This is a genomic window from Methylotenera mobilis 13 (genome assembly GCF_000384255.1).
Lineage (GTDB): Bacteria > Pseudomonadota > Gammaproteobacteria > Burkholderiales > Methylophilaceae > Methylotenera > Methylotenera mobilis_B.
This window is the reverse complement of sequence record NZ_KB913035.1, coordinates 725,489-743,654: the sequence shown is the minus strand read 5'-3', so window position 1 is coordinate 743,654 and position 18,166 is coordinate 725,489. Positions and strand designations below refer to the sequence as shown.

16 protein-coding genes and 1 tRNA gene are annotated in these 18,166 nt (G+C 42.5%); 6 read left to right on the top strand and 11 right to left on the bottom strand.

Annotated elements, in window-relative coordinates; all coding sequences use genetic code 11:
• Positions 1-14: 14 nt before the first annotated feature.
• Both A391_RS13680 and A391_RS0103600 read left to right on the top strand, forming a co-directional pair.
• Entirely contained in the window at positions 15-257 is a 243-nt protein-coding gene (locus A391_RS13680; RefSeq protein WP_051089066.1) for a DUF2798 domain-containing protein, read from the top strand.
• Positions 254-820, top strand: coding sequence for a flavodoxin family protein (locus A391_RS0103600; RefSeq protein ID WP_019897403.1), 567 nt, complete (start codon positions 254-256; stop codon positions 818-820). The genes A391_RS13680 and A391_RS0103600 overlap by 4 nt, the downstream gene beginning before the upstream one ends.
• Positions 821-853: 33 nt before the next feature.
• Here the strand turns inward: A391_RS0103600 and A391_RS0103595 are convergent, their stop codons facing one another.
• A complete protein-coding gene (locus A391_RS0103595; RefSeq protein ID WP_019897402.1) occupies positions 854-2,170 on the bottom strand; it encodes a hemolysin family protein in 1,317 nt (438 codons plus the stop codon).
• Positions 2,171-2,319: 149 nt separating this feature from the next.
• Positions 2,320-4,206: an EAL domain-containing protein gene (locus A391_RS0103590; RefSeq protein ID WP_019897401.1), complete on the bottom strand. Its 1,887-nt coding sequence runs from the start codon at positions 4,204-4,206 to the stop codon at positions 2,320-2,322.
• A 524-nt stretch (positions 4,207-4,730) separates the two neighbouring features.
• Between A391_RS0103590 and A391_RS13675 the strand changes: the two genes are divergently transcribed.
• Genes A391_RS13675 through A391_RS0103575 form a run of 3 tightly spaced genes read left to right on the top strand, consistent with a single transcriptional unit; the run spans position 4,731 to position 8,399 of the window.
• Positions 4,731-6,242: a sensor histidine kinase gene (locus tag A391_RS13675; protein ID WP_019897400.1), complete on the top strand. Its 1,512-nt coding sequence runs from the start codon at positions 4,731-4,733 to the stop codon at positions 6,240-6,242.
• Positions 6,214-6,657 (top strand): response regulator, encoded by a 444-nt coding sequence (locus A391_RS0103580; protein WP_019897399.1) that lies wholly within the window; start codon positions 6,214-6,216, stop codon positions 6,655-6,657. The genes A391_RS13675 and A391_RS0103580 overlap by 29 nt, the downstream gene beginning before the upstream one ends.
• Before the next feature lie 2 nt (positions 6,658-6,659).
• Positions 6,660-8,399, top strand: coding sequence for a putative bifunctional diguanylate cyclase/phosphodiesterase (locus A391_RS0103575; RefSeq protein WP_019897397.1), 1,740 nt, complete (start codon positions 6,660-6,662; stop codon positions 8,397-8,399).
• A 2-nt stretch (positions 8,400-8,401) separates the two neighbouring features.
• Here A391_RS0103575 and rlmF read toward each other — a convergent pair whose 3' ends face one another.
• The 3 genes from rlmF to ffh all read right to left on the bottom strand — a co-directional run bounded on the left by rlmF (position 8,402) and on the right by ffh (position 11,080).
• Positions 8,402-9,349, bottom strand: coding sequence for a 23S rRNA (adenine(1618)-N(6))-methyltransferase RlmF (rlmF, locus tag A391_RS0103570; protein WP_019897395.1), 948 nt, complete (start codon positions 9,347-9,349; stop codon positions 8,402-8,404).
• A gap of 111 nt (positions 9,350-9,460) precedes the next feature.
• Positions 9,461-9,536 (bottom strand) — tRNA-Lys (locus A391_RS0103565).
• Positions 9,537-9,715: 179 nt separating this feature from the next.
• On the bottom strand, positions 9,716-11,080 hold the full coding sequence (gene ffh, locus A391_RS0103560) for a signal recognition particle protein (protein ID WP_019897393.1): 1,365 nt from the start codon (positions 11,078-11,080) through the stop codon (positions 9,716-9,718).
• Positions 11,081-11,296: 216 nt separating this feature from the next.
• On the opposite strand from ffh, the gene A391_RS0103555 reads away from it, so the two are divergent.
• On the top strand, positions 11,297-12,118 hold the full coding sequence (locus tag A391_RS0103555; protein WP_019897392.1) for a cytochrome C assembly family protein: 822 nt from the start codon (positions 11,297-11,299) through the stop codon (positions 12,116-12,118).
• A 76-nt stretch (positions 12,119-12,194) separates the two neighbouring features.
• On the opposite strand, the gene A391_RS0103550 is transcribed toward A391_RS0103555, so the two are convergent.
• The 6 genes from A391_RS0103550 to A391_RS0103525 form a co-directional block, all read right to left on the bottom strand.
• Positions 12,195-12,902 (bottom strand): HAD family hydrolase, encoded by a 708-nt coding sequence (locus tag A391_RS0103550; RefSeq protein ID WP_019897391.1) that lies wholly within the window; start codon positions 12,900-12,902, stop codon positions 12,195-12,197.
• 1 nt (position 12,903) lies between these two features.
• Positions 12,904-13,788 carry a drug/metabolite exporter YedA gene (yedA, locus tag A391_RS0103545; RefSeq protein ID WP_019897390.1) on the bottom strand — a complete coding sequence of 295 codons (885 nt, stop codon included), beginning with the start codon at positions 13,786-13,788 and terminating at the stop codon, positions 12,904-12,906.
• A gap of 12 nt (positions 13,789-13,800) precedes the next feature.
• On the bottom strand, positions 13,801-14,457 hold the full coding sequence (locus A391_RS0103540) for a hypothetical protein (RefSeq protein ID WP_019897389.1): 657 nt from the start codon (positions 14,455-14,457) through the stop codon (positions 13,801-13,803).
• A gap of 44 nt (positions 14,458-14,501) precedes the next feature.
• Positions 14,502-16,040, bottom strand: a complete 1,539-nt coding sequence (locus A391_RS0103535) for a 2-isopropylmalate synthase (RefSeq protein ID WP_019897388.1) — start codon at positions 16,038-16,040, stop codon at positions 14,502-14,504.
• Between the two features lie 337 nt (positions 16,041-16,377).
• Positions 16,378-17,172, bottom strand: coding sequence for a CDP-diacylglycerol--serine O-phosphatidyltransferase (gene pssA / locus A391_RS0103530; RefSeq protein ID WP_029143969.1), 795 nt, complete (start codon positions 17,170-17,172; stop codon positions 16,378-16,380).
• Positions 17,173-17,405: 233 nt separating this feature from the next.
• Positions 17,406-18,056 carry an OmpA family protein gene (locus tag A391_RS0103525; RefSeq protein WP_019897386.1) on the bottom strand — a complete coding sequence of 217 codons (651 nt, stop codon included), beginning with the start codon at positions 18,054-18,056 and terminating at the stop codon, positions 17,406-17,408.
• Between the last annotated feature and the right edge of the window lie 110 nt (positions 18,057-18,166).

The window sequence follows — 18,166 nt, the reverse complement described above, 5'->3', positions numbered from 1 at the left end:
TATTTGCTGTACTGATGTCGTTCAGTACAGCGCTCACAGTGTCGGCAGCAATAACTTATATTCGACAGGAGTCGATGATTAATTTTTTAAGTATATGGCTTTCATCGTTTATTACGGCATGGCCAATCGTATTTATATCAATATTAGTGATAGCGCCACAAATTAATAAAATTTTGGATAAATTGGTTAATCAATCCATCAATCGTGATTTGCAAGCGCAAAAAATAAATAGATTGAAAATAAGGAGTAAGAAATGACAAAAGTAGCGGTAGTGTTTTATAGTGGCTATGGCCACACAATGAAACAAGCAGAGTCGGTAGCCAAAGGAGCAAACGCTACGTTAATTAGCATTGACGCTGAAGGGAATATCACAGATGCTGAATGGGAAACGCTCCATCAGGCAGATGCCATTATTTTTGGCTCGCCCACCTACATGGGAACAGTCACTTGGCAGTTCAAGAAGTTTGCCGACGCCTCATCTAAAGCTTGGTTTACACAGCAATGGAGAAACAAAATATTCGGTGGCTTTACTAACTCCGCCAGCATGAACGGTGATAAACATTCAACGATTCATTACTTTATTACATTAGCAATGCAACACTCTGGGATTTGGGTCGGCACAGGGTTAATGCCATCGAACACAAAAGCCGCAAAGCGGGATGACGTTAACTATATAGGATCATTTGCTGGCGCAATGATGCAAACCCCTTCAGATGCTGACGTAGCAGAAGTGAATATCGGTGACCTAGAAACAGCAAAACTCTTTGGTGAAAATATTGCAGAGGTGGCGAGTAAGTTTAACTTCGCCAAGTCACGCTAAAAAGATGCAAATGCCAAACCTCATTAAGGTAGATTAATGGATTGATTGTTGCGACTCACTTTTTGGGTAAACCCTTACGAGCACAATACGTGGACCGGCCATTTTTTTGATTACCACAACAAACTGATCAAACTCGATGCGCTGACCCTCTTTAGGCAACTCTGCAAGCTTCCAAAGTACCAACCCTGCCACAGTATCAGCTTCTACCGACTCAATATCGATGCCCAGCGTACGCTCCAAGGTATTAATGGGAATAGTGCCTTTACCTAACAACGATCCATCATCAAGCTTTGTCCATTCACTTTGCGACTGCCTAAACTCATCGCGAATATCGCCAACCAATGCAGTCAGCAAGTTATCTAAGGTAATAAATCCAATCGGAGGGTTATTTTCATAAGCAACAATCGTTAAATGTGGCGCACCTTGCTGGAGCTGACGGAACAACTCCGTGGCGAAAATATCTGGAGAAACCAACTTCACAGGACGCAGTAAGCTTTGTATGTCAGTAAAGTTGACATCCTTGCTTAATGCGATAAAGAGATCTTTAATATGAACAATTCCCTTTACTTGACCATCATTTGCTATAAATGGGTAACGACTATAACGATGTTGTGCAATACGCGCTAAATTAGTTTTAAAAGACTCGCTTTCTAGCAATACTGCAGCATCTTGGAATGGGTGCATTAAGTCTGATACTTTAAGCGCTCTGAAATCAATAGCCTGCGCTATCACTTTCCACTCAGTCGAGTTAAATTGCTCTGTAGGACGGGAGCTTCTAAGTATCAACTTCAACTCTTCAGGCGAATACTGCGCATCATGCCCGTCTTTAGCTTTCAGCTTTAAAGTGGCAATCACCACAGCAGAACTTTTGTTGAGCAACCAAATCGCTGGAAACATAATCCAATAAAAAGCATACAACGCAGGTGCCGTCCAGAGTCCAACGCGCTCAGCCATGCGAATCGCTAACGTTTTAGGAACCAACTCACCTAAAACGATATGTAGATATGAAATAGTGAAAAAAGCAATGACGAAGGCAATGCCGTGAATCAATTTTTGACTTGTTATTCCAATTTGGGACAATGCCGGCTCAATCAGCGCCGCAAAGGCTGGCTCACCAACCCAACCTAGTCCTAATGAGGCAAGGGTAATGCCTAACTGACATGCTGAAAGATACTCATCTAAACTACCGTGCACTTTGGCTAGCATACGTCCCCGCCAGCCTAAATTTTTGGCAATAGCTCGTACACGGGTACTACGTAACTTAACCAGGCCGAATTCGGCCGCAACAAAAAACCCATTAAGAATTACTAAAAGAAATGCGACAAAAACTAAAAATAAGTTACCACTCATATATGGCCAAACACTGGCATTTACCTAGATATAAAACTAGACACATTCTGCACTATTTTTAGTTTTTAACCTACTTTTAAGGGCAGTTCATTATTTATGTGAGCGATTTTCCAACAAATCAACACCATATTTGATGGTTTAGTCCACATTTAGGGTTTAATTAGGTTTTTAATCCAGCTTGTTGAAGGCTCAGGTTTACTATATAAGTAACCTTGATGAATCACCTCTGCTCTTGCATTCAAAAATTCAGCCTGCTCTTGAGTTTCAACACCTTCAGCCACCACGTTTAATTTCATGTGTTTAGCAATTGCCAACACAGACTCAACCAGAGCAGCATCATCTGGGTCAGTTGGCGCATCCTGAACAAAGGTTTTATCGATCTTTAATTCATGAATCGGAAGGCGCTTTAAATGACTTAGTGAAGAATATCCTGTACCAAAATCATCAAGCGAGAAATGAATCCCTAATAAAGTAAGTTCCGTCATTTTAGAAATCACTTCACTAATATTATCAATCACCAATCCCTCAGTTACCTCAAGCGTTAAGTGTGTTGGGTCTGCGCCAGTGTCAGCAAGAATCTTTTTAATGCTGGCAACAAAACCACGCTGGCGGAAATGTCTTGGACTAATATTGACAGAAATTCTCAGCGGCAAACTGTAAACATCTTGCCCAGCCAAGATTCGGCAAGTTTGAGTGAGCACCCAAACATCCACATCTACAATCAAATCAGTCTCTTCGGCCACAGGAATAAATAAAGAAGGGGGCACTAAGCCTCGTTCAGGGTGTTGCCAACGCACTAATGCCTCTGCACCAACAACCATACCAGCAGCATTCACCTGCGACTGTAGATAGAGCATCAACTCACCAGCAGGTATCGCCATACGCAGTTCACGCTCGATTTTGAAGCGCTGCTCAGCCACACTTGCCATCGACTGCTCAAACATAATGCTCTGGTTTCCACCATTCTGCTTAGCTCGATGCATGGCCGTATCTGCACGACGAAACACATCACCAGCTTTATCTTCTGTATTGATTGGAAAGGTAGCAATGCCTATGCTACTGGAAGCTGATATCTCATCTTCACCTAGCTGAATGGGAAACTTCAAAGCAATTTGAATCTTATCTGCCAACTGATGTGCAGCAGCATCTATATCAAGGGGATGGCTTGTATTGTTTTTAATTAACACAGCAAATTCATCTGCAGACATTCTTGCCAGCACACCCTCCGCCTCAATCAGAGGCTTGAGGCGGTCTGCTACTAAACATAGCAACATATCGCCAACAGCATGCCCACGCGCATCATTGAGCGTTTTAAAGCGGTCCAGATTGAGCAATATCAGTGCACCTTTGCAATCTCCACTTTTACATTGTGATAAGGATTGATTCAGGCAGTCAATCTGCAATGAGCGGTTAGGTAGTCCAGTCAAAGAGTCGTAGTAGGCCAATCGATGCAACTCACCGCGACTCACTTCCTTCTCTTCATAATCCTGAAAGAGCAAACAAACCAACATTGTTGCGACTGGGTAAAACAGCATGATGGTTGGCCCCAATTCCTTATCAACCTGAAGACCAATGCCATCAGGTAAACATAAGAACAGTAGCAACATAATGCCGTGCACCAGTAACCCCGCGCCCAGTAGCGGAAGAGCCTTTAATGAGCCACCCACGCTTTTTCGATAATAGTAATAGGCAACGCCAATTAATGTGGCCACCGTAATGACGGTCACCCCCACGTACATACCAGCACCACCCAGCCAAACTCTGAACCCACCAATAATCACGGCACTTATCATTGCCGAGATTGGACCTCCGAACATACCAACTACAAACAAAATAATTGATCGTCCGTCAAAAATCACGCCATTACCATACTGAACAGGCGTCATCATGCCAATCACACCAGCAATGCCGAATAAAACCCCAAATAGTAAGGTATGCGTTAATTGATTTTTCTTATTGCGAGATAATGTGATTTGATAAATGGCCGTGAGCGCGACGAGCAAAGCGGTGTTGTGAATCAGCTCAATAAAAAACATTGCATTCCTTTTAAGACAAGCCAAGTGTAGTGGGGACACATATTAACTGATTTGATCCGACTTAAATTAAGTGGCACATGAAAAATTTAGACACATGCACCCTTACCGAAACCAGATTGCCGCACATGGGTGATACCCGCAGTCTTGTTACTACATAATACTTACGATTTTATCGTCTATGTAATAGATGAGCTTTGCATTAGCAACAGCTTAATTTTCCAAAAGCCTACTCTCTAGCAATATTTTTGCTTTTTGCGTTACTTAATTTAGGCTTAAGAAGCTAGATTTAATCTTAAAATTGAGCGTGTTGTTATCTACATTCTCTTGCTATTGAATATAGATATATTCCATATTTGATATCAAAAAAAATTAAATAAAATGATGTATCCAATTAAATCTTATATCTTATTTAAGAATAAAGTTTTATGATAACCCTATGATTCACATGAATAAAACCCATACCATTGGTAGGGGTTTAGGAGTGGCAATCTGGTGAGCAAATACAATAAAACGAAGCCTATATCATGACTAATGATAGTCGTGATATGAAGCGCACGGATGACCGCTTTCGTCAGATAGTCGAAGCGGCGCCTAATGCCATGGTCTTGGTCGGTAAGTCTGGCCTCATAGAAATGGTGAACACGCAGGCTGAGAAAATCTTTGGCTACAATCGTGCTGAGCTCTTAGGGCAATCGATTGACTGCCTGCTTCCTGAACGTTTCCGACATCACCACCCACAGCATCGTGCTTCATTCTTTTCAGACTTACAGCCAAGAGCAATGGGCATCGGACGTGACTTGTACGGTCGCCGCAAGGATGGTAGCGAGTTTCCAGTAGAAGTTGGCCTGAATCCTATTGAAACAGAAGACGGCATTAAAGTGCTGTCAGCCATTACCGATATCTCAGCGCGTAAACGCATGGAAGAACGCTTCCGCTTGGTAGTCGAAGCGGCACCGAATGCCATGGTCATGGTGGATAAATCTGGCCTCATAGAAATGGTGAACACACAGGCAGAGAAAATCTTTGGCTATAGTAGAGCGGAGTTATTAGGTCAATCCATTGACTACCTGCTTCCTGAACGTTTCCGGCATCACCACCCGCAACATCGGGCTTCATTCTTTTCTGATTTACAACCAAGAGCAATGGGTATTGGTCGAGACTTATTTGGTCGCCACAAGGATGGCAGTGAGTTTCCAGTAGAAGTTGGCCTGAATCCGATTGAAACAGAAGACGGCATTAAAGTGCTGTCAGCCATTACCGACATTTCTGCGCGCGTAAAAGCAAGTGAAAAGCTTGCCGAACATCATGAAGAGCTGGAGCGAAGTAACAAAGAGCTAGCAACGTTTGCCTATGTTGCATCACACGACCTTAAATCACCATTACGGGGTATCTTCCAAATATCACAATGGATTGAGGAGGATCTAGGCAATGGAAATGCGACGTCTATCCCAAGCCACATGGATTTACTGCGCGGGCGACTACTACGAATGGAGCACCTGTTAGATGATTTACTTGCTTATTCACGCGCAGGCAGGCTAGAGGGGGGCATTAGTCAAATAGACCTTGGGATGCTGGCTCAAAATATTTTTGAGATGCAAACGCCTCCCGATGGATTCAAACTGACTATCGCTGACGACCTCCCTGTTTTCACCACACTTGCAACACCATTAGAACAAGTGCTTCGTAATCTTTTTACCAATGCAATCAAGCATCATGACCGCTCAACTGGCAACATCCACTTGGGATGGCAAGTTAAAAATAAAGACTACTACGAGTTCAGCGTAACAGATGATGGCCCAGGCATTCCACCCGCATATCACAACCGTGTATTTGTTATGTTTCAGACATTGCGACCTCGGGATGAAGTTGAGGGAAGTGGCATGGGGCTAGCGCTCGTCAAAAAAATTATAGAAACCTATGGTGGTCGAACTAGCATCGTGTCTGATGGTAATCGTGGTACTAGCATCAATTTCACTTGGCCGATTAAAATAGACGGGAAGGTGTCCATTGCAAACAACGCTCAAGCAAAACTATAAAGAAGTCACTCTACTGGTAGTAGACGATGATGATATTGATGCCATCGCCTTAGAGCGAGCGCTACGAAAGCTTAGGTTACTTAATACAGTTCATCGAGCTAGAGATGGTCAAGAGGCATTAGATTTGCTTCGCGCCGGTGTCATTCCTGCCCCCTACATCATCTTGCTCGATCTAAACATGCCGCGCATGGGAGGCTTAGAGTTTCTGCAAGTGTTGCGCACTGACCCACTGCTAACGCATGCCGTTGTATTTGTCCTCACCACATCAAAATCTGATGAAGATCTAGTGGCAGCCTATCGTGAGCACGTTGCAGGTTATGTACTCAAACAGCACATGGATAGAGACTTTCTTGAAGTGATTGGCTTGATTGAACATTACTGGAGATTAGTAGAACTGCCAGTAACTAAGGAGTAAACATGAGATTACTACTTGTTGACGATGATGAGCTAGATCGGATGGCTGTTGTCCGCGTGCTACAAAGTCCTAAACTAATCAAAGATATTGTGCATGCAAGCACCGCTGTTTCTGCGTTAAAGTTGTTTGAAGAGAGTACGTTCGATGTTGTGCTACTTGATTATCGGTTGCCAGATATGGAATGTCTTGATGTATTGAGCAAACTTACCAATCATGCCAGCAAACATGCTGCCGTTGTTATTTTAACGGGCATTGCTGATGATGAAATGATTGAACGAGATTGCATTGTTGCAGGCGCACAAGACTTTTTACTGAAACAAGAGCTATCACAGCGGCACTTAACTAAAGCCTTAGTACACGCTCAGGCGCGTCATGCACTGAACCAACAGTTGATGGAAACATATGCCAGACTAAAGTTCTTAGCTGAAAATGACCCAATGACAGGTCTATCAAATAGATACTCTTTTGAAGAGTCTTTGCGCACTGCAATCCTTCGAGCACAGCGTACTGAAAGCAAAGTCGGACTACTCTTTCTAGATATCGATAATTTCAAACTCATCAATGACAGTCTGGGTCATGACGTAGGAGATAAACTCTTGCAACAAGTGGCCAATATATTACAAACCGTCATCCGTGAGGGCGACATTGTATGCAGGCTTGGCGGTGATGAGTTTGCAATACTTGTTCATGATGTAGAAGTTGAAACATCAATAGGCATACTTGCACAGCGCATCAAGGACAGTCTAAATAATCCTATTACGCTCTCAAATACACAACACTTTATTTCCTGCAGCATTGGCATTTCGACCTATCCAAAATGCGCACAAACTGCTGAAGACATGCTTAAACATGCAGATCTAGCGATGTATCACGTTAAACAACTTGGAAGAAATGGCTTCCACTTTTTCACTGAGGGCTTGCAAGAGCGCGTGATGAACAAAATCTCACTCGAGCAGCAATTACGGTCAGGCACACTCCAGCGTCAATTATTACAATATTACCAACCAGTGATTGATGCGAAAAATTTTAATATTTGTGGCGCTGAAATGCTTCTACGCTGGAATCACCCAACAAGAGGCATCCTAGCACCAATCGCCTTTCTAGACGATGTAGAGGAGCTAGGATTTTTATCTGAAATAGACTCAGCGAGTAGACGTTCAGCATGTCAGCAATTAGCCGCGTGGCGGTCAAATAACATAGTAGATCAAGACTTCTGTTTAGCGATTAACGCAGGGGAGCAATCGCTAAAAGACGAAAGCTTTCAGACCTCAATTAAATCAGATTTAGACAACGCAGGCTTAACTGGCAACTGTCTATCAATAGAAGTGACGGAAGGTGTTTTAGTGTCAGACTTTGACAAAACATCCACTATTCTAAACAAGCTCAAAACGTTCGGCGTCAACGTCGCGATTGACGATTTTGGTACAGGGTATTCGTCAATGGCCTATCTAAAATGGCTACCTGCATCAATCCTAAAAGTTGATCGCTCATTTGTACAAAATGTACCCGATAGCCCACCAGATTGTCGCGTATTAAAAGCGATTATCACCCTAGCAAAAAGCCTAGACCTCGATGTGATTGTTGAAGGCGTTGAAACAATAGAACAAGCACGCCTATGCTGTCAGTATGGCGCAGATATGTTTCAGGGGTACCTCTTCTCTAAACCGCTCTCCCCAGATGACTTTGCAAATTTTGTGAAAAACCATCACCCTGAATTATTTCAAGCAAGCTGTAATATATAAAATTAGAAAGCCCGTTGTTGGCTGGCATTTAAAAATGTCCAAGCAACAATACGACTTCTCTTTTGGCCCTGTGACATTTCAATCGTGATTACCTCTAATGCATTCACTCTGTTAAGTGCACGATAAACACTCGGCAAATTCGCCGCTTTTGAAATCAAGGTAGTAAACCAAACACATTGTCCTGCGAACAGCTTACTTTCACTTATCATGGTAGCAACAAAGGCCTCTTCACCACCCTCGCAATAGAGCTCGGCATTTTGCCCGCCAAAATTCAACATTGGAGACTTTTCATTTGACACGCGTTTAGCAAAATGCTTATCTAAACCACGCCACTTACGCGCTGTGCCAGCTTGCGCCTCTTCTAAAGACCCATGAAAAGGTGGATTGCACATTGTTAGTGCAAACTTCTCACCTTGCTTAATGACACCTTTAAAGACTGATGCTTTTGAAAGTTGCAATCGCAGATCAATCACGTTAGAGAGCGAATTCGCATTCACAATTTGCTGTGCGTTATCCAAAGCCTTCGCATCAATATCCGCCCCTACAAACCGCCATCGGTACTCGCGTGTACCTAACAGCGGGTAAATCATATTGGCGCCCACACCTACGTCCAGCACACGCACTGATGTCCCTTGCGGCACAACACCAGCATGATCTCTTGCAAGCAAATCTGCGATGTAATGTAAATAATCTGCACGTCCAGGAATTGGCGGACAAAGATACTGCTCAGGGATATCCCAAACAAGCACCTGATAAAACTGTTTGAGCAACGCTTGATTCAGCGCCTTAACAGCCTTAGCATCAGAAAAATCGATAGAAGCATCACCATACTTGTTCAATTTCACATAAGGAGCCAATGCTGAGCTAGCCTGAACAAGCAGATCGAAGTCGTAACGCTCCCGATGTGGGTTACGAGGGTGCAATTCAGATTTCGTATTGTCAGGTTTCACTGATGTTTAGCAACCAAATTAAAAAGCTGTAAGAACTAGATAATGATATTCAATGAAGCGTCAATACAAAAGAAAAAGGCTTAATCATTTCTGATTAAGCCTTATATATCTTGGTAGGGTGTGCGGGGATCGAACCCACGACAAACGGATTAAAAGTCCGCTGCTCTACCAGCTGAGCTAACACCCCATTCATTTCGTAATTAATTGTGCTACTTACGAAAGGTCGCCATTATGCTAGAAACTATAGGGATGGTCAATGACAAATTTGCAAATAACTTAATTATTTTGTAAAAAGATTGACGGTTTTGCGTAAGAGACTGTTTTAACAAGAGTTAGCAAATTCGCCAATTTATCCAATCTAAGACATTAACGCATTCCGGGAAGTTTACCGCCCATCAAGCCACCCATGCTACGCATCATTTTTGCCATGCCGCCCTTGCTAAACATTTTCATCATTTTCTGTGTTTCTTCAAACTGCTTCAATAAGCGGTTCACTTCTTGTACTTGCACGCCAGAACCGTCTGCAATACGCTTTTTACGTGTTGCTTTAATAATTTCAGGTTTACGACGCTCAAGCGGGGTCATGCTATTAATAATGCCTTCAATTCGTCGAATGCTCTTATCTGCATCATCTGGGTTCACTTTGGCAGCCATGCCCGCAATCTGCGATGGCATTTTATCCATCAGCACGCCCATGCCGCCCATTTTTCGCATTTGTGACATTTGCGCTTTAAAGTCATCTAAATCAAAATTCTTACCTGACTTAACCTTATCAGCTAGTTTTTGCGCCTCAGCCAAATCTACGTTTTTATGCGCCTGCTCAATCAGGCCGAGCACATCACCCATGCCAAGGATACGCGACGCCATACGATCCGGATAAAATGGCTCAAGACCATCCACTTTTTCACTGACGCCAATATATTTAATAGGCTTACCAGTGACATGACGCACCGACAATGCAGCACCACCGCGTGAGTCGCCATCTAGCTTCGTTAAAACAATGCCCGTCAAGGGTAAGGTATCACCAAAGGCTTTTGCCGTATTAATGGCGTCTTGCCCTTGCATGGCATCAACCACAAACAAGGTTTCAATCGGATTCAAGAAAGCATGCAACGCTTTAATTTCGGCCATCATGGCTTCATCAATACCTAAGCGACCTGCTGTATCGAAAATCACTACATCGTAATATCCACGTTTGGCAAAATCTAAAGTCGCAGTGGCAATATCAAGTGGCGCTTGATTCGCGTTACTGTCAAAACACTCAACCTCCAACTGCTTGGCCAACGTTTTTAACTGCTCAATCGCAGCTGGCCGATACACGTCAGCACTCGCTAACAATACTTTCTTTTTTTGTTCTTTTAATAATTTTGCAAGCTTTGCAGAGGTGGTGGTTTTACCTGAACCCTGCAAACCTGCCATTAAAATAATAGCAGGAGCTACAGCAGCTAAATTCAGACCTTCGTTCGCTTTACCCATCAGCGACGTCAGTTCATCGTTCACAACCTCAATCACAGCCTGACCTGGTGTTAAACTTTGTAGAACTTCTTTACCCTGTGCCCGCAACTTAACTGCAGCAATAAAATCTTTCACCACAGGCAGAGCAACGTCTGCCTCTAGCAAGGCCATACGTACTTCACGCATCGCATCTGCAATATTTTCTTCTGTTAAGCGTGCTTGCCCACGTAAATTTTTAATGACACCTTGCAGGCGTCCAGTCAAATTTTCTAGCATATTTATACTCTTACTAATAATCTAAGGTTCAATTTTACATCAAGCGACAGGCCTATCCTATCAATACATTTTCAAATCAAAGATAGTCGAAAATACCTAATCTAAAGCCGAATATTGACAGTAGATAATAACTAAATACTCAGCCCTACAACACAAACCCCATATTTATTAAAATCAGCTATTATATTTACATCCTAATTGCGCCATAATTGCACTATGCAGAATTTAATCCCTTACTTCATCGTTGCCTTCATTTACATGGCCGTTGCTATTGATTTTTGGCGAGAGGCTAAAACACCTGAAAACAACGCCTCCGTGAGACTGAATGCGTTAAAACTTCACTCTGCGATGATTGCTTTAGGCTTGCTAATTCACGGATGGCTACTCCATCAAAGTATTTTTTCAGTAGGGTTCAACTTAGGATTCTATCAATCAATTTCAGCCATTCTATGGCTAACAGTTTTAGTGTATTGGGTCACAGACCGCAACCATCAACTTTATAGCCTACAGGCCTTTGTGCTTCCTCCTGCCGCCATTTTCTCGCTGCTACCTGCTTTTTTTACAGAAACTCACTTTCTGCCGGAGTCAGGCAACCACCTATTTCTCGCTCACATTTGGGTGGCGATGATTGCCTATAGCTTATTCACCTTCGCAGCACTTCATGCTCTATTAATGGCCATTGCGGAGCGGAACCTACACCATAAAACCACATTGATTAAACTACCAAATTTCCCACCACTAATGGTGATGGAGAGCCTGTTATTTAAAATGATTGGCTTTGGGTTTGTGTTACTCACGATTACTTTAGCAAGCGGTATGTGGTTCTCTGAAGAGATTTTTCACAAACCAATGCAATTTAACCATAAGACTATTTTTTCGATAGCCAGCTGGTTTATTTATGCAAGCCTGCTGTTTGGCAGATATCAATATGGTTGGCGCGGACTTAAAGCAATCCGCTGGACTTTAGCTGGTTTCTTATTACTTGTACTAGCCTATATCGGTAGTAAATTTGTTTCACAAATACTTCTTGGCCACTAGCATATTGATCACTTGATTAGTGAGTATGACTTACACTAATCAAGTTCATACTAAAAACTGAAATCTTAGCTCGCGTTCAAGTTCGCAAACTAATTTGTGGCCACTCATGTGAGATTGCATAAGCAGTAAGCGTAGGGTCTGCATCAACCGCTACTGGGTTGGTCACGAGTTTCATTAATGGCAAATCATTATGTGAGTCGCTGTAAAAGTAACTCTTACTAAAATCACCTAATTGCTGACCGCGCGCCTTTAGCCAATCGTTAATGCGGGTCACTTTCCCCTCTTGAAAACTTGGCACACCCTGCACACCTCCGGTATATTGCCCGTCAATCATTTCAGGGTCTGTGCCAATTAAATGCTCAATACCATACGCAGTCGCAATTGGTTTGGTAACAAAACTATTAGTTGCTGTAATCACAACACATAAATCTCCCGCTGCTTTGTGTGCATCTACCAACTCTTGTGCTTTTTGAGTCATCATAGGACGGATGACTTTTTCCATATACTTCAAATGCAAAGCATCTAGAAACGTTTTAGGATGCTCACTTAGCGGTTTCAGCTGAAACTCTAGGAATTGATAAATATCTAAATTACCGTTCTTGTAATCTTGGTAAAACTGATCATTACGCGCCTGATGAGTTTTACCATCCAACAGACCTTCATTAATTAAAAACAAACCCCAGTTATAATCACTATCACCAGCAAGCAAAGTATTATCTAAGTCAAACAGTGCCAGATTTTGCTTTGAATCTAGGTTTTGCTTTAAATCTACGTCTTGTTTCATATTAAATATCTTTATTGTTCGTTACAGAAAGTACTAAAAAAACACCCACTAAAATCACACCGAGCGCAATCATTTCAGTCATAGTCACATGCTCAGCAGCAAACCACACCCCTACAGCAAATGCCACGAGAGGGTTAACAAAAGTATTGCTGCTTGCTACTAACGGGCGCACTGTTTTTAGCAAGTACTGGTATGCGCTATATGCAATTAGTGAGCCCAATACGATTAAAAATAATAAAGCGCCCCAAGACCTTGCTGAAACCTCTGCAGGCCAAGACTCCCCAGCGTAAGCGCTTACTATCAACAACACTAGCCCCCCGGTAAGCATTTGACAAGCAGCCCCCATCAGTCCTTCCGGCATCGCTAAATGCTTACCCCACACAGAGCCAAAAGACCAACTCGCGGCTGCAAATATCAGCAGAAAAGCGCTCATCAAATCACCATCAAAACTACCGCCTAAATTTAACAACACAATACCAACTAAGCCGATAGCAATGCCTAACCACTCTTTAGGCGTGATTTTATGTCCCCAAATAGAAGAAAAGATTGCCATCCAAATAGGTGCAGTTGCTATAGACAATGCAGCAACACTTGAAGAGACCGTTTGTTGTACATAGCACACTGTCCCGTTACCTAATGCAGGCAATAACAAGCCAACCACGCCGGCACCAAGCCACTCTTGTTTAGATGGCATTGCCGCCCCCAAATAACGCATCACAGCAAATAAAACGATGCCTGCAACAGTAAACCTAACGCCACCCATCAAAAATGGTGGAAAACTTTCTATCCCAAAGCGAATGGCTAAGTATGTTGAGCCCCAAATAAAATAGGTACAAAACAACGCTAAAACAATCAACAGTGATTGTCGACTCATATTCAGGTGCATATTGTCATACTGCTAAAACTTAGCAAGCTTCCAGAAAGAGTTTTCTTGCCCAAGCAGCAACTTAGAAAGCTCATCTAAGAATGTCGCATCGACTTGATCAAACGGCATCTCTAATTCCATCTCGCCTAGTTTTGCAATATTCTTTAATGAAAAGTGTAATACATTTGAATCAGGCAATGGCGTGACAAATATTGAGCCTTTTACTTGCCAAGGGATAATAAAAGACACAGCCGCAACACGTGCATGCTCATTTTTTACGTCTTCCGCGGTATGCACGATCCCATAGCGCCACAATACATCTTTAATGCGCTGTGCAATCCCTAATTCACGCTCAAACTTAAAAACTTGAGGGGCTTTGTAAAAATAAAACAATGAAACATGGCTAATATCATCAGAGAATGTTTCATTACTCAGAAGCCTGTATCGATATTCAGCAAAAGGTTCGGACACTTTCAGTCCAGACAAATCACCTATACTTGGTAATGAAATAACGTGCGAAAAATCCGGCTCAATGACTCTAATGAGCTCAGAGAACTCGCGCCAATAATCAAATACCTCTTTAAGCTTTGCATTACGCAAAGCGAGCGAATCAGCGCTTAGTTTGACTTGATTGTTTTTTTCTTCAAGCGACTGTTGTGCTTGAAGTTTCATTTGCCCTAACAAACTCATGGATTCACCCGACTTCGCTTCAACAACACATCTAGATTCACAAACTACACTTGTGGGTGCGCACGCTCTAGCTTGCTGTGTAATTTATTTAAACCATTCAAATAAGCTTTCGCAGAGGCCACAACAATATCAGTATCGGCACCCTGCCCATTAACAATACGGCCACCTTTTGATAAACGCACCGTCACTTCACCCTGTGCATCTGTGCCACTAGTAATATTATTCACTGAGTAAAGTAACAATTCAGCCCCGCTGTTCACAATAAGCTCAATTGCTTTAAACGATGCATCTACAGGGCCACCGCCATCAGCTTCAGCCTTTTTCTCGCTACCGTTGTCGCTCACTGTAATCAAGGCGTGTGGCACCTCGCCAGTTTGCGATGCGACTTGCAAATACACCAATTTATAATTCTCTGTGGCTTCCGAAACGAACTCATCACTCACCAAAGCATGCAAGTCTTCATCAAAAATTTCAGATTTTTTGTCTGCTAAATCTTTAAAACGTGCAAACGCGGCATTTAACAAGTCTTCAGTTTCAAGCTCAATACCCAATTCTTTCAAGCGTGTTCTAAATGCATTGCGACCAGACAATTTACCTAAGGTTAATTTATTAGCATTCCAGCCCACATCTTCAGCGCGCATAATTTCATAAGTTTCACGATGCTTCAACACACCATCTTGATGAATGCCTGATTCATGTGCAAAGGCATTTGCACCCACAATCGCTTTGTTAGGCTGTACAGGATACCCTGTAATTGAAGAAACCAATTTGCTGGTTGGAACGATTTGTGTCGTATCAATACTTGTTGTCAAATTGAAAATGTCACTGCGTGTTTTTATCGCCATGACCACTTCCTCTAAACTTGCATTACCCGCACGTTCACCCAAGCCATTAATCGTACATTCAACTTGGCGCGCCCCCCCCATTACAGCTGCCAATGAGTTTGCAACCGCCATGCCAAGGTCATTATGGCAGTGTGTTGACCACACCACCTTATGACTATTTGGCACGCGTGCAATCAACTCACGCATACGTTCACCCCATGGTGCAGGAATAGAGTAGCCTACTGTATCTGGCACGTTAATCGTTTTTGCGCCAGCTTGAATCACTGCATCAAACACACGAATCAAGAAGTCCATCTCTGAACGCACTGCATCTTCAGCTGAAAACTCGACATCATCCGTATATTCCAATGCCCATTTCACCGCCTGCACTGCACGTTCAACCACTTGGTCTTCTGTCATACGAAGTTTATTTTCCATATGGATTTTGCTGGTGGCAATAAAGGTATGAATACGTCCTTTAGCGGCAGGCTTAATTGCCTCACCAGCACGGCGCACATCATTCTCGCTAGCTCGTGCTAATGAACAGACAGTTGAGTTTTTAATGATTTTTGCAATTTCGTGAATCGCATCAAAATCACCTGGGCTTGCTGCAGCAAAACCAGCTTCAATCACATTAACGCCTAACTTTTCTAACTGGCGTGCAATGCGGATTTTTTCTTCTTTGGTCATTGCTGCGCCTGGGCTTTGCTCGCCATCACGCAATGTCGTATCAAAAATTATAATTTGGTCTTGTGTCATGATAATTACCTTAGTTTTATTTTATTTCAGCCTATCACCGCTTTAAATAACAGGCTGGTAGCTGGCAACTCACTTAAAATAGTGAATGCGCGAAGTAATACTTAAATTTTGAGTGTGTTTAGTCTGCGCACTAGCGCAGGAAACTAAGAAGACGTAACGCAAATAAATTGCGCAGCAGAACTGCACTTGCATGAAAATGAAGTGCGTATTGAGTAAATGTAATATTTAAATTGAACATAGTACTAGCAATATAATGTTTTTTAAGGCGTTTCGCAAGTGCTTAAGTATTTGAATTTATTTATCATGATGATCAATAAATCTTATGTAATATAGCCAGTTATTTGGGTGCAGTCATTGACGTAAACTTACCTCGTAACCACATTGCATACCCAGAAAGCGCATAGAGAGTCATAATCAAAAACAACACCTCTGGTGGGCTATATGAAATAAGCACAAACGCTAACATAATGCCTAGAATCACAAAAAATGGCACACTAGCTTTTAAATTAATATCTTTACCGCTGTAATAACGCAGGTCACTCACCATAGAAGCCCCAGCAAATACAGTGATACACCACGCCATCCACTTCATTTTAAGTACACCAAAAAACACATCACGACCACTCACGCCATACTCATAAGACACCCACACAAAACCTGCTAACAAAGCAGCAGCGGCAGGGCTAGGCAAGCCTTGGAAATAACGCTTATCTTGATTAACATCATCTAGCTTAGTGTTAAATCTCGCAAGTCTAAGTGCTGCGCAAGCACAATAGATAAAAGCAGCCAGCCATCCTAGCTTACCTAAAGGTTTCAGTGCCCAAACATACAAAATAAGGGCTGGCGCCACACCAAACGACACCATATCTGACAAGCTATCGTATTCCGCACCAAAAGCACTTTGCGTATTTGTCATACGCGCAACACGTCCATCCAGGCCATCCATCACCATCGCAATAAAAATTGCAATTGCAGCTAGCTCAAAGTTGCCGTTCATCGCCTGTACAATCGCGTAAAACCCAGCAAACAGAGCAGCCGAGGTAAATAAATTAGGCAGCAAATAAATGCCTCGCTCACGCAAAGATGGCGAATCTGAATTACGACGAGATGGTTTTTGCTTTGATTCAATCATGTTTCGTATCATACCTTTATATATGATAATTCTTTAATTTTGATTAGTATAACAAAGCCTGTAGTGATACTTGAAATCAAATTTGGGTTAACCCTTTAGAGAATCTCAATTTAGCCCTCACTTTAACATCCGATCACCTTCTTAAAAATATCGACTTCAAAAACAAAGCCGGCATATTTGCCGGCTTTGTTTAGTACTTTAAATCACAATTTTTTAATAAATTAAATTGTTTGTTAATTAGCGGGCTCTGCGACGAAAATCTCTACGCGACGATTTTTTGCTCTATTCGCAGCTGTATCATTAGACACCAAAGGCTCGCGAGAACCACGACCATCAATCACTATTCGACTTGACTGTACGCCACGTGCGACAACATAGTCACGAACGCTTGCAGCACGATTCAATGATAATGGATTGTTAACAGCGTCACTACCAGTGCTATCTGTATGGCCGATAACGGTTACATTACTTGCTGGATTTTTCACTAAACTAGTCGCAAAAGTATCTAGCACGGTTCTGAAATTTGACTTGATATCAGCACGACCCACGTCAAAAGAAATATCGCTAGGGATATCCAGTTTTAGACGGTTATCCGCTGTTTGCGTCACACCTACGCCAGTGCCTGCCGTTGCTTCTTCCATTTGTCTTTTTTGTTCTTCTTGGCGTTTAGTCCATACATTACCAGCTACGGCACCCACACCCGCACCAACAGCAGCACCAATCGCAGCACCTTTACCTTTGCCAGCAATCGCACCGATCACGGCACCAGTACCAGCGCCAATCGCAGCACCTTTAGCAGTACCCTTTTGCGTTTCAGTCATATTGGCGCATCCCCCAAGCACAAAGGCCAGTAAGCATGAACCTAAAATCATCGTATTTTTCATATATCCTCCGTTATTTATTTAACACTTAATCTTTGAGTATATTCGATTAAAATAGTTTTCACTAAGACTCATTATAAGCAACTCAATATTGAAGCTTGTATGCAGGCACA

What these genes read in the sequence shown, in the direction of transcription:
- yedA (WP_019897390.1), bottom strand. Translation starts at nt 13,788, where the DNA reads ATGCACCTGAATATGAGTCGACAATCACTGTTGATTGTTTTAGCGTTG.
- ffh (WP_019897393.1), bottom strand. Translation starts at nt 11,080, where the DNA reads ATGCTAGAAAATTTGACTGGACGCCTGCAAGGTGTCATTAAAAATTTA.
- A391_RS0103535 (WP_019897388.1), bottom strand. Translation starts at nt 16,040, where the DNA reads ATGACACAAGACCAAATTATAATTTTTGATACGACATTGCGTGATGGC.
- A391_RS0103600 (WP_019897403.1), top strand. Translation starts at nt 254, where the DNA reads ATGACAAAAGTAGCGGTAGTGTTTTATAGTGGCTATGGCCACACAATG.
- A391_RS0103575 (WP_019897397.1), top strand. Translation starts at nt 6,660, where the DNA reads ATGAGATTACTACTTGTTGACGATGATGAGCTAGATCGGATGGCTGTT.
- A391_RS0103590 (WP_019897401.1), bottom strand. Translation starts at nt 4,206, where the DNA reads ATGTTTTTTATTGAGCTGATTCACAACACCGCTTTGCTCGTCGCGCTC.
- A391_RS0103540 (WP_019897389.1), bottom strand. Translation starts at nt 14,457, where the DNA reads ATGAGTTTGTTAGGGCAAATGAAACTTCAAGCACAACAGTCGCTTGAA.
- A391_RS0103595 (WP_019897402.1), bottom strand. Translation starts at nt 2,170, where the DNA reads ATGAGTGGTAACTTATTTTTAGTTTTTGTCGCATTTCTTTTAGTAATT.
- A391_RS13680 (WP_051089066.1), top strand. Translation starts at nt 15, where the DNA reads ATGTCGTTCAGTACAGCGCTCACAGTGTCGGCAGCAATAACTTATATT.
- A391_RS13675 (WP_019897400.1), top strand. Translation starts at nt 4,731, where the DNA reads ATGACTAATGATAGTCGTGATATGAAGCGCACGGATGACCGCTTTCGT.
- A391_RS0103550 (WP_019897391.1), bottom strand. Translation starts at nt 12,902, where the DNA reads ATGAAACAAGACGTAGATTTAAAGCAAAACCTAGATTCAAAGCAAAAT.
- A391_RS0103525 (WP_019897386.1), bottom strand. Translation starts at nt 18,056, where the DNA reads ATGAAAAATACGATGATTTTAGGTTCATGCTTACTGGCCTTTGTGCTT.
- A391_RS0103555 (WP_019897392.1), top strand. Translation starts at nt 11,297, where the DNA reads ATGCAGAATTTAATCCCTTACTTCATCGTTGCCTTCATTTACATGGCC.
- pssA (WP_029143969.1), bottom strand. Translation starts at nt 17,172, where the DNA reads ATGATTGAATCAAAGCAAAAACCATCTCGTCGTAATTCAGATTCGCCA.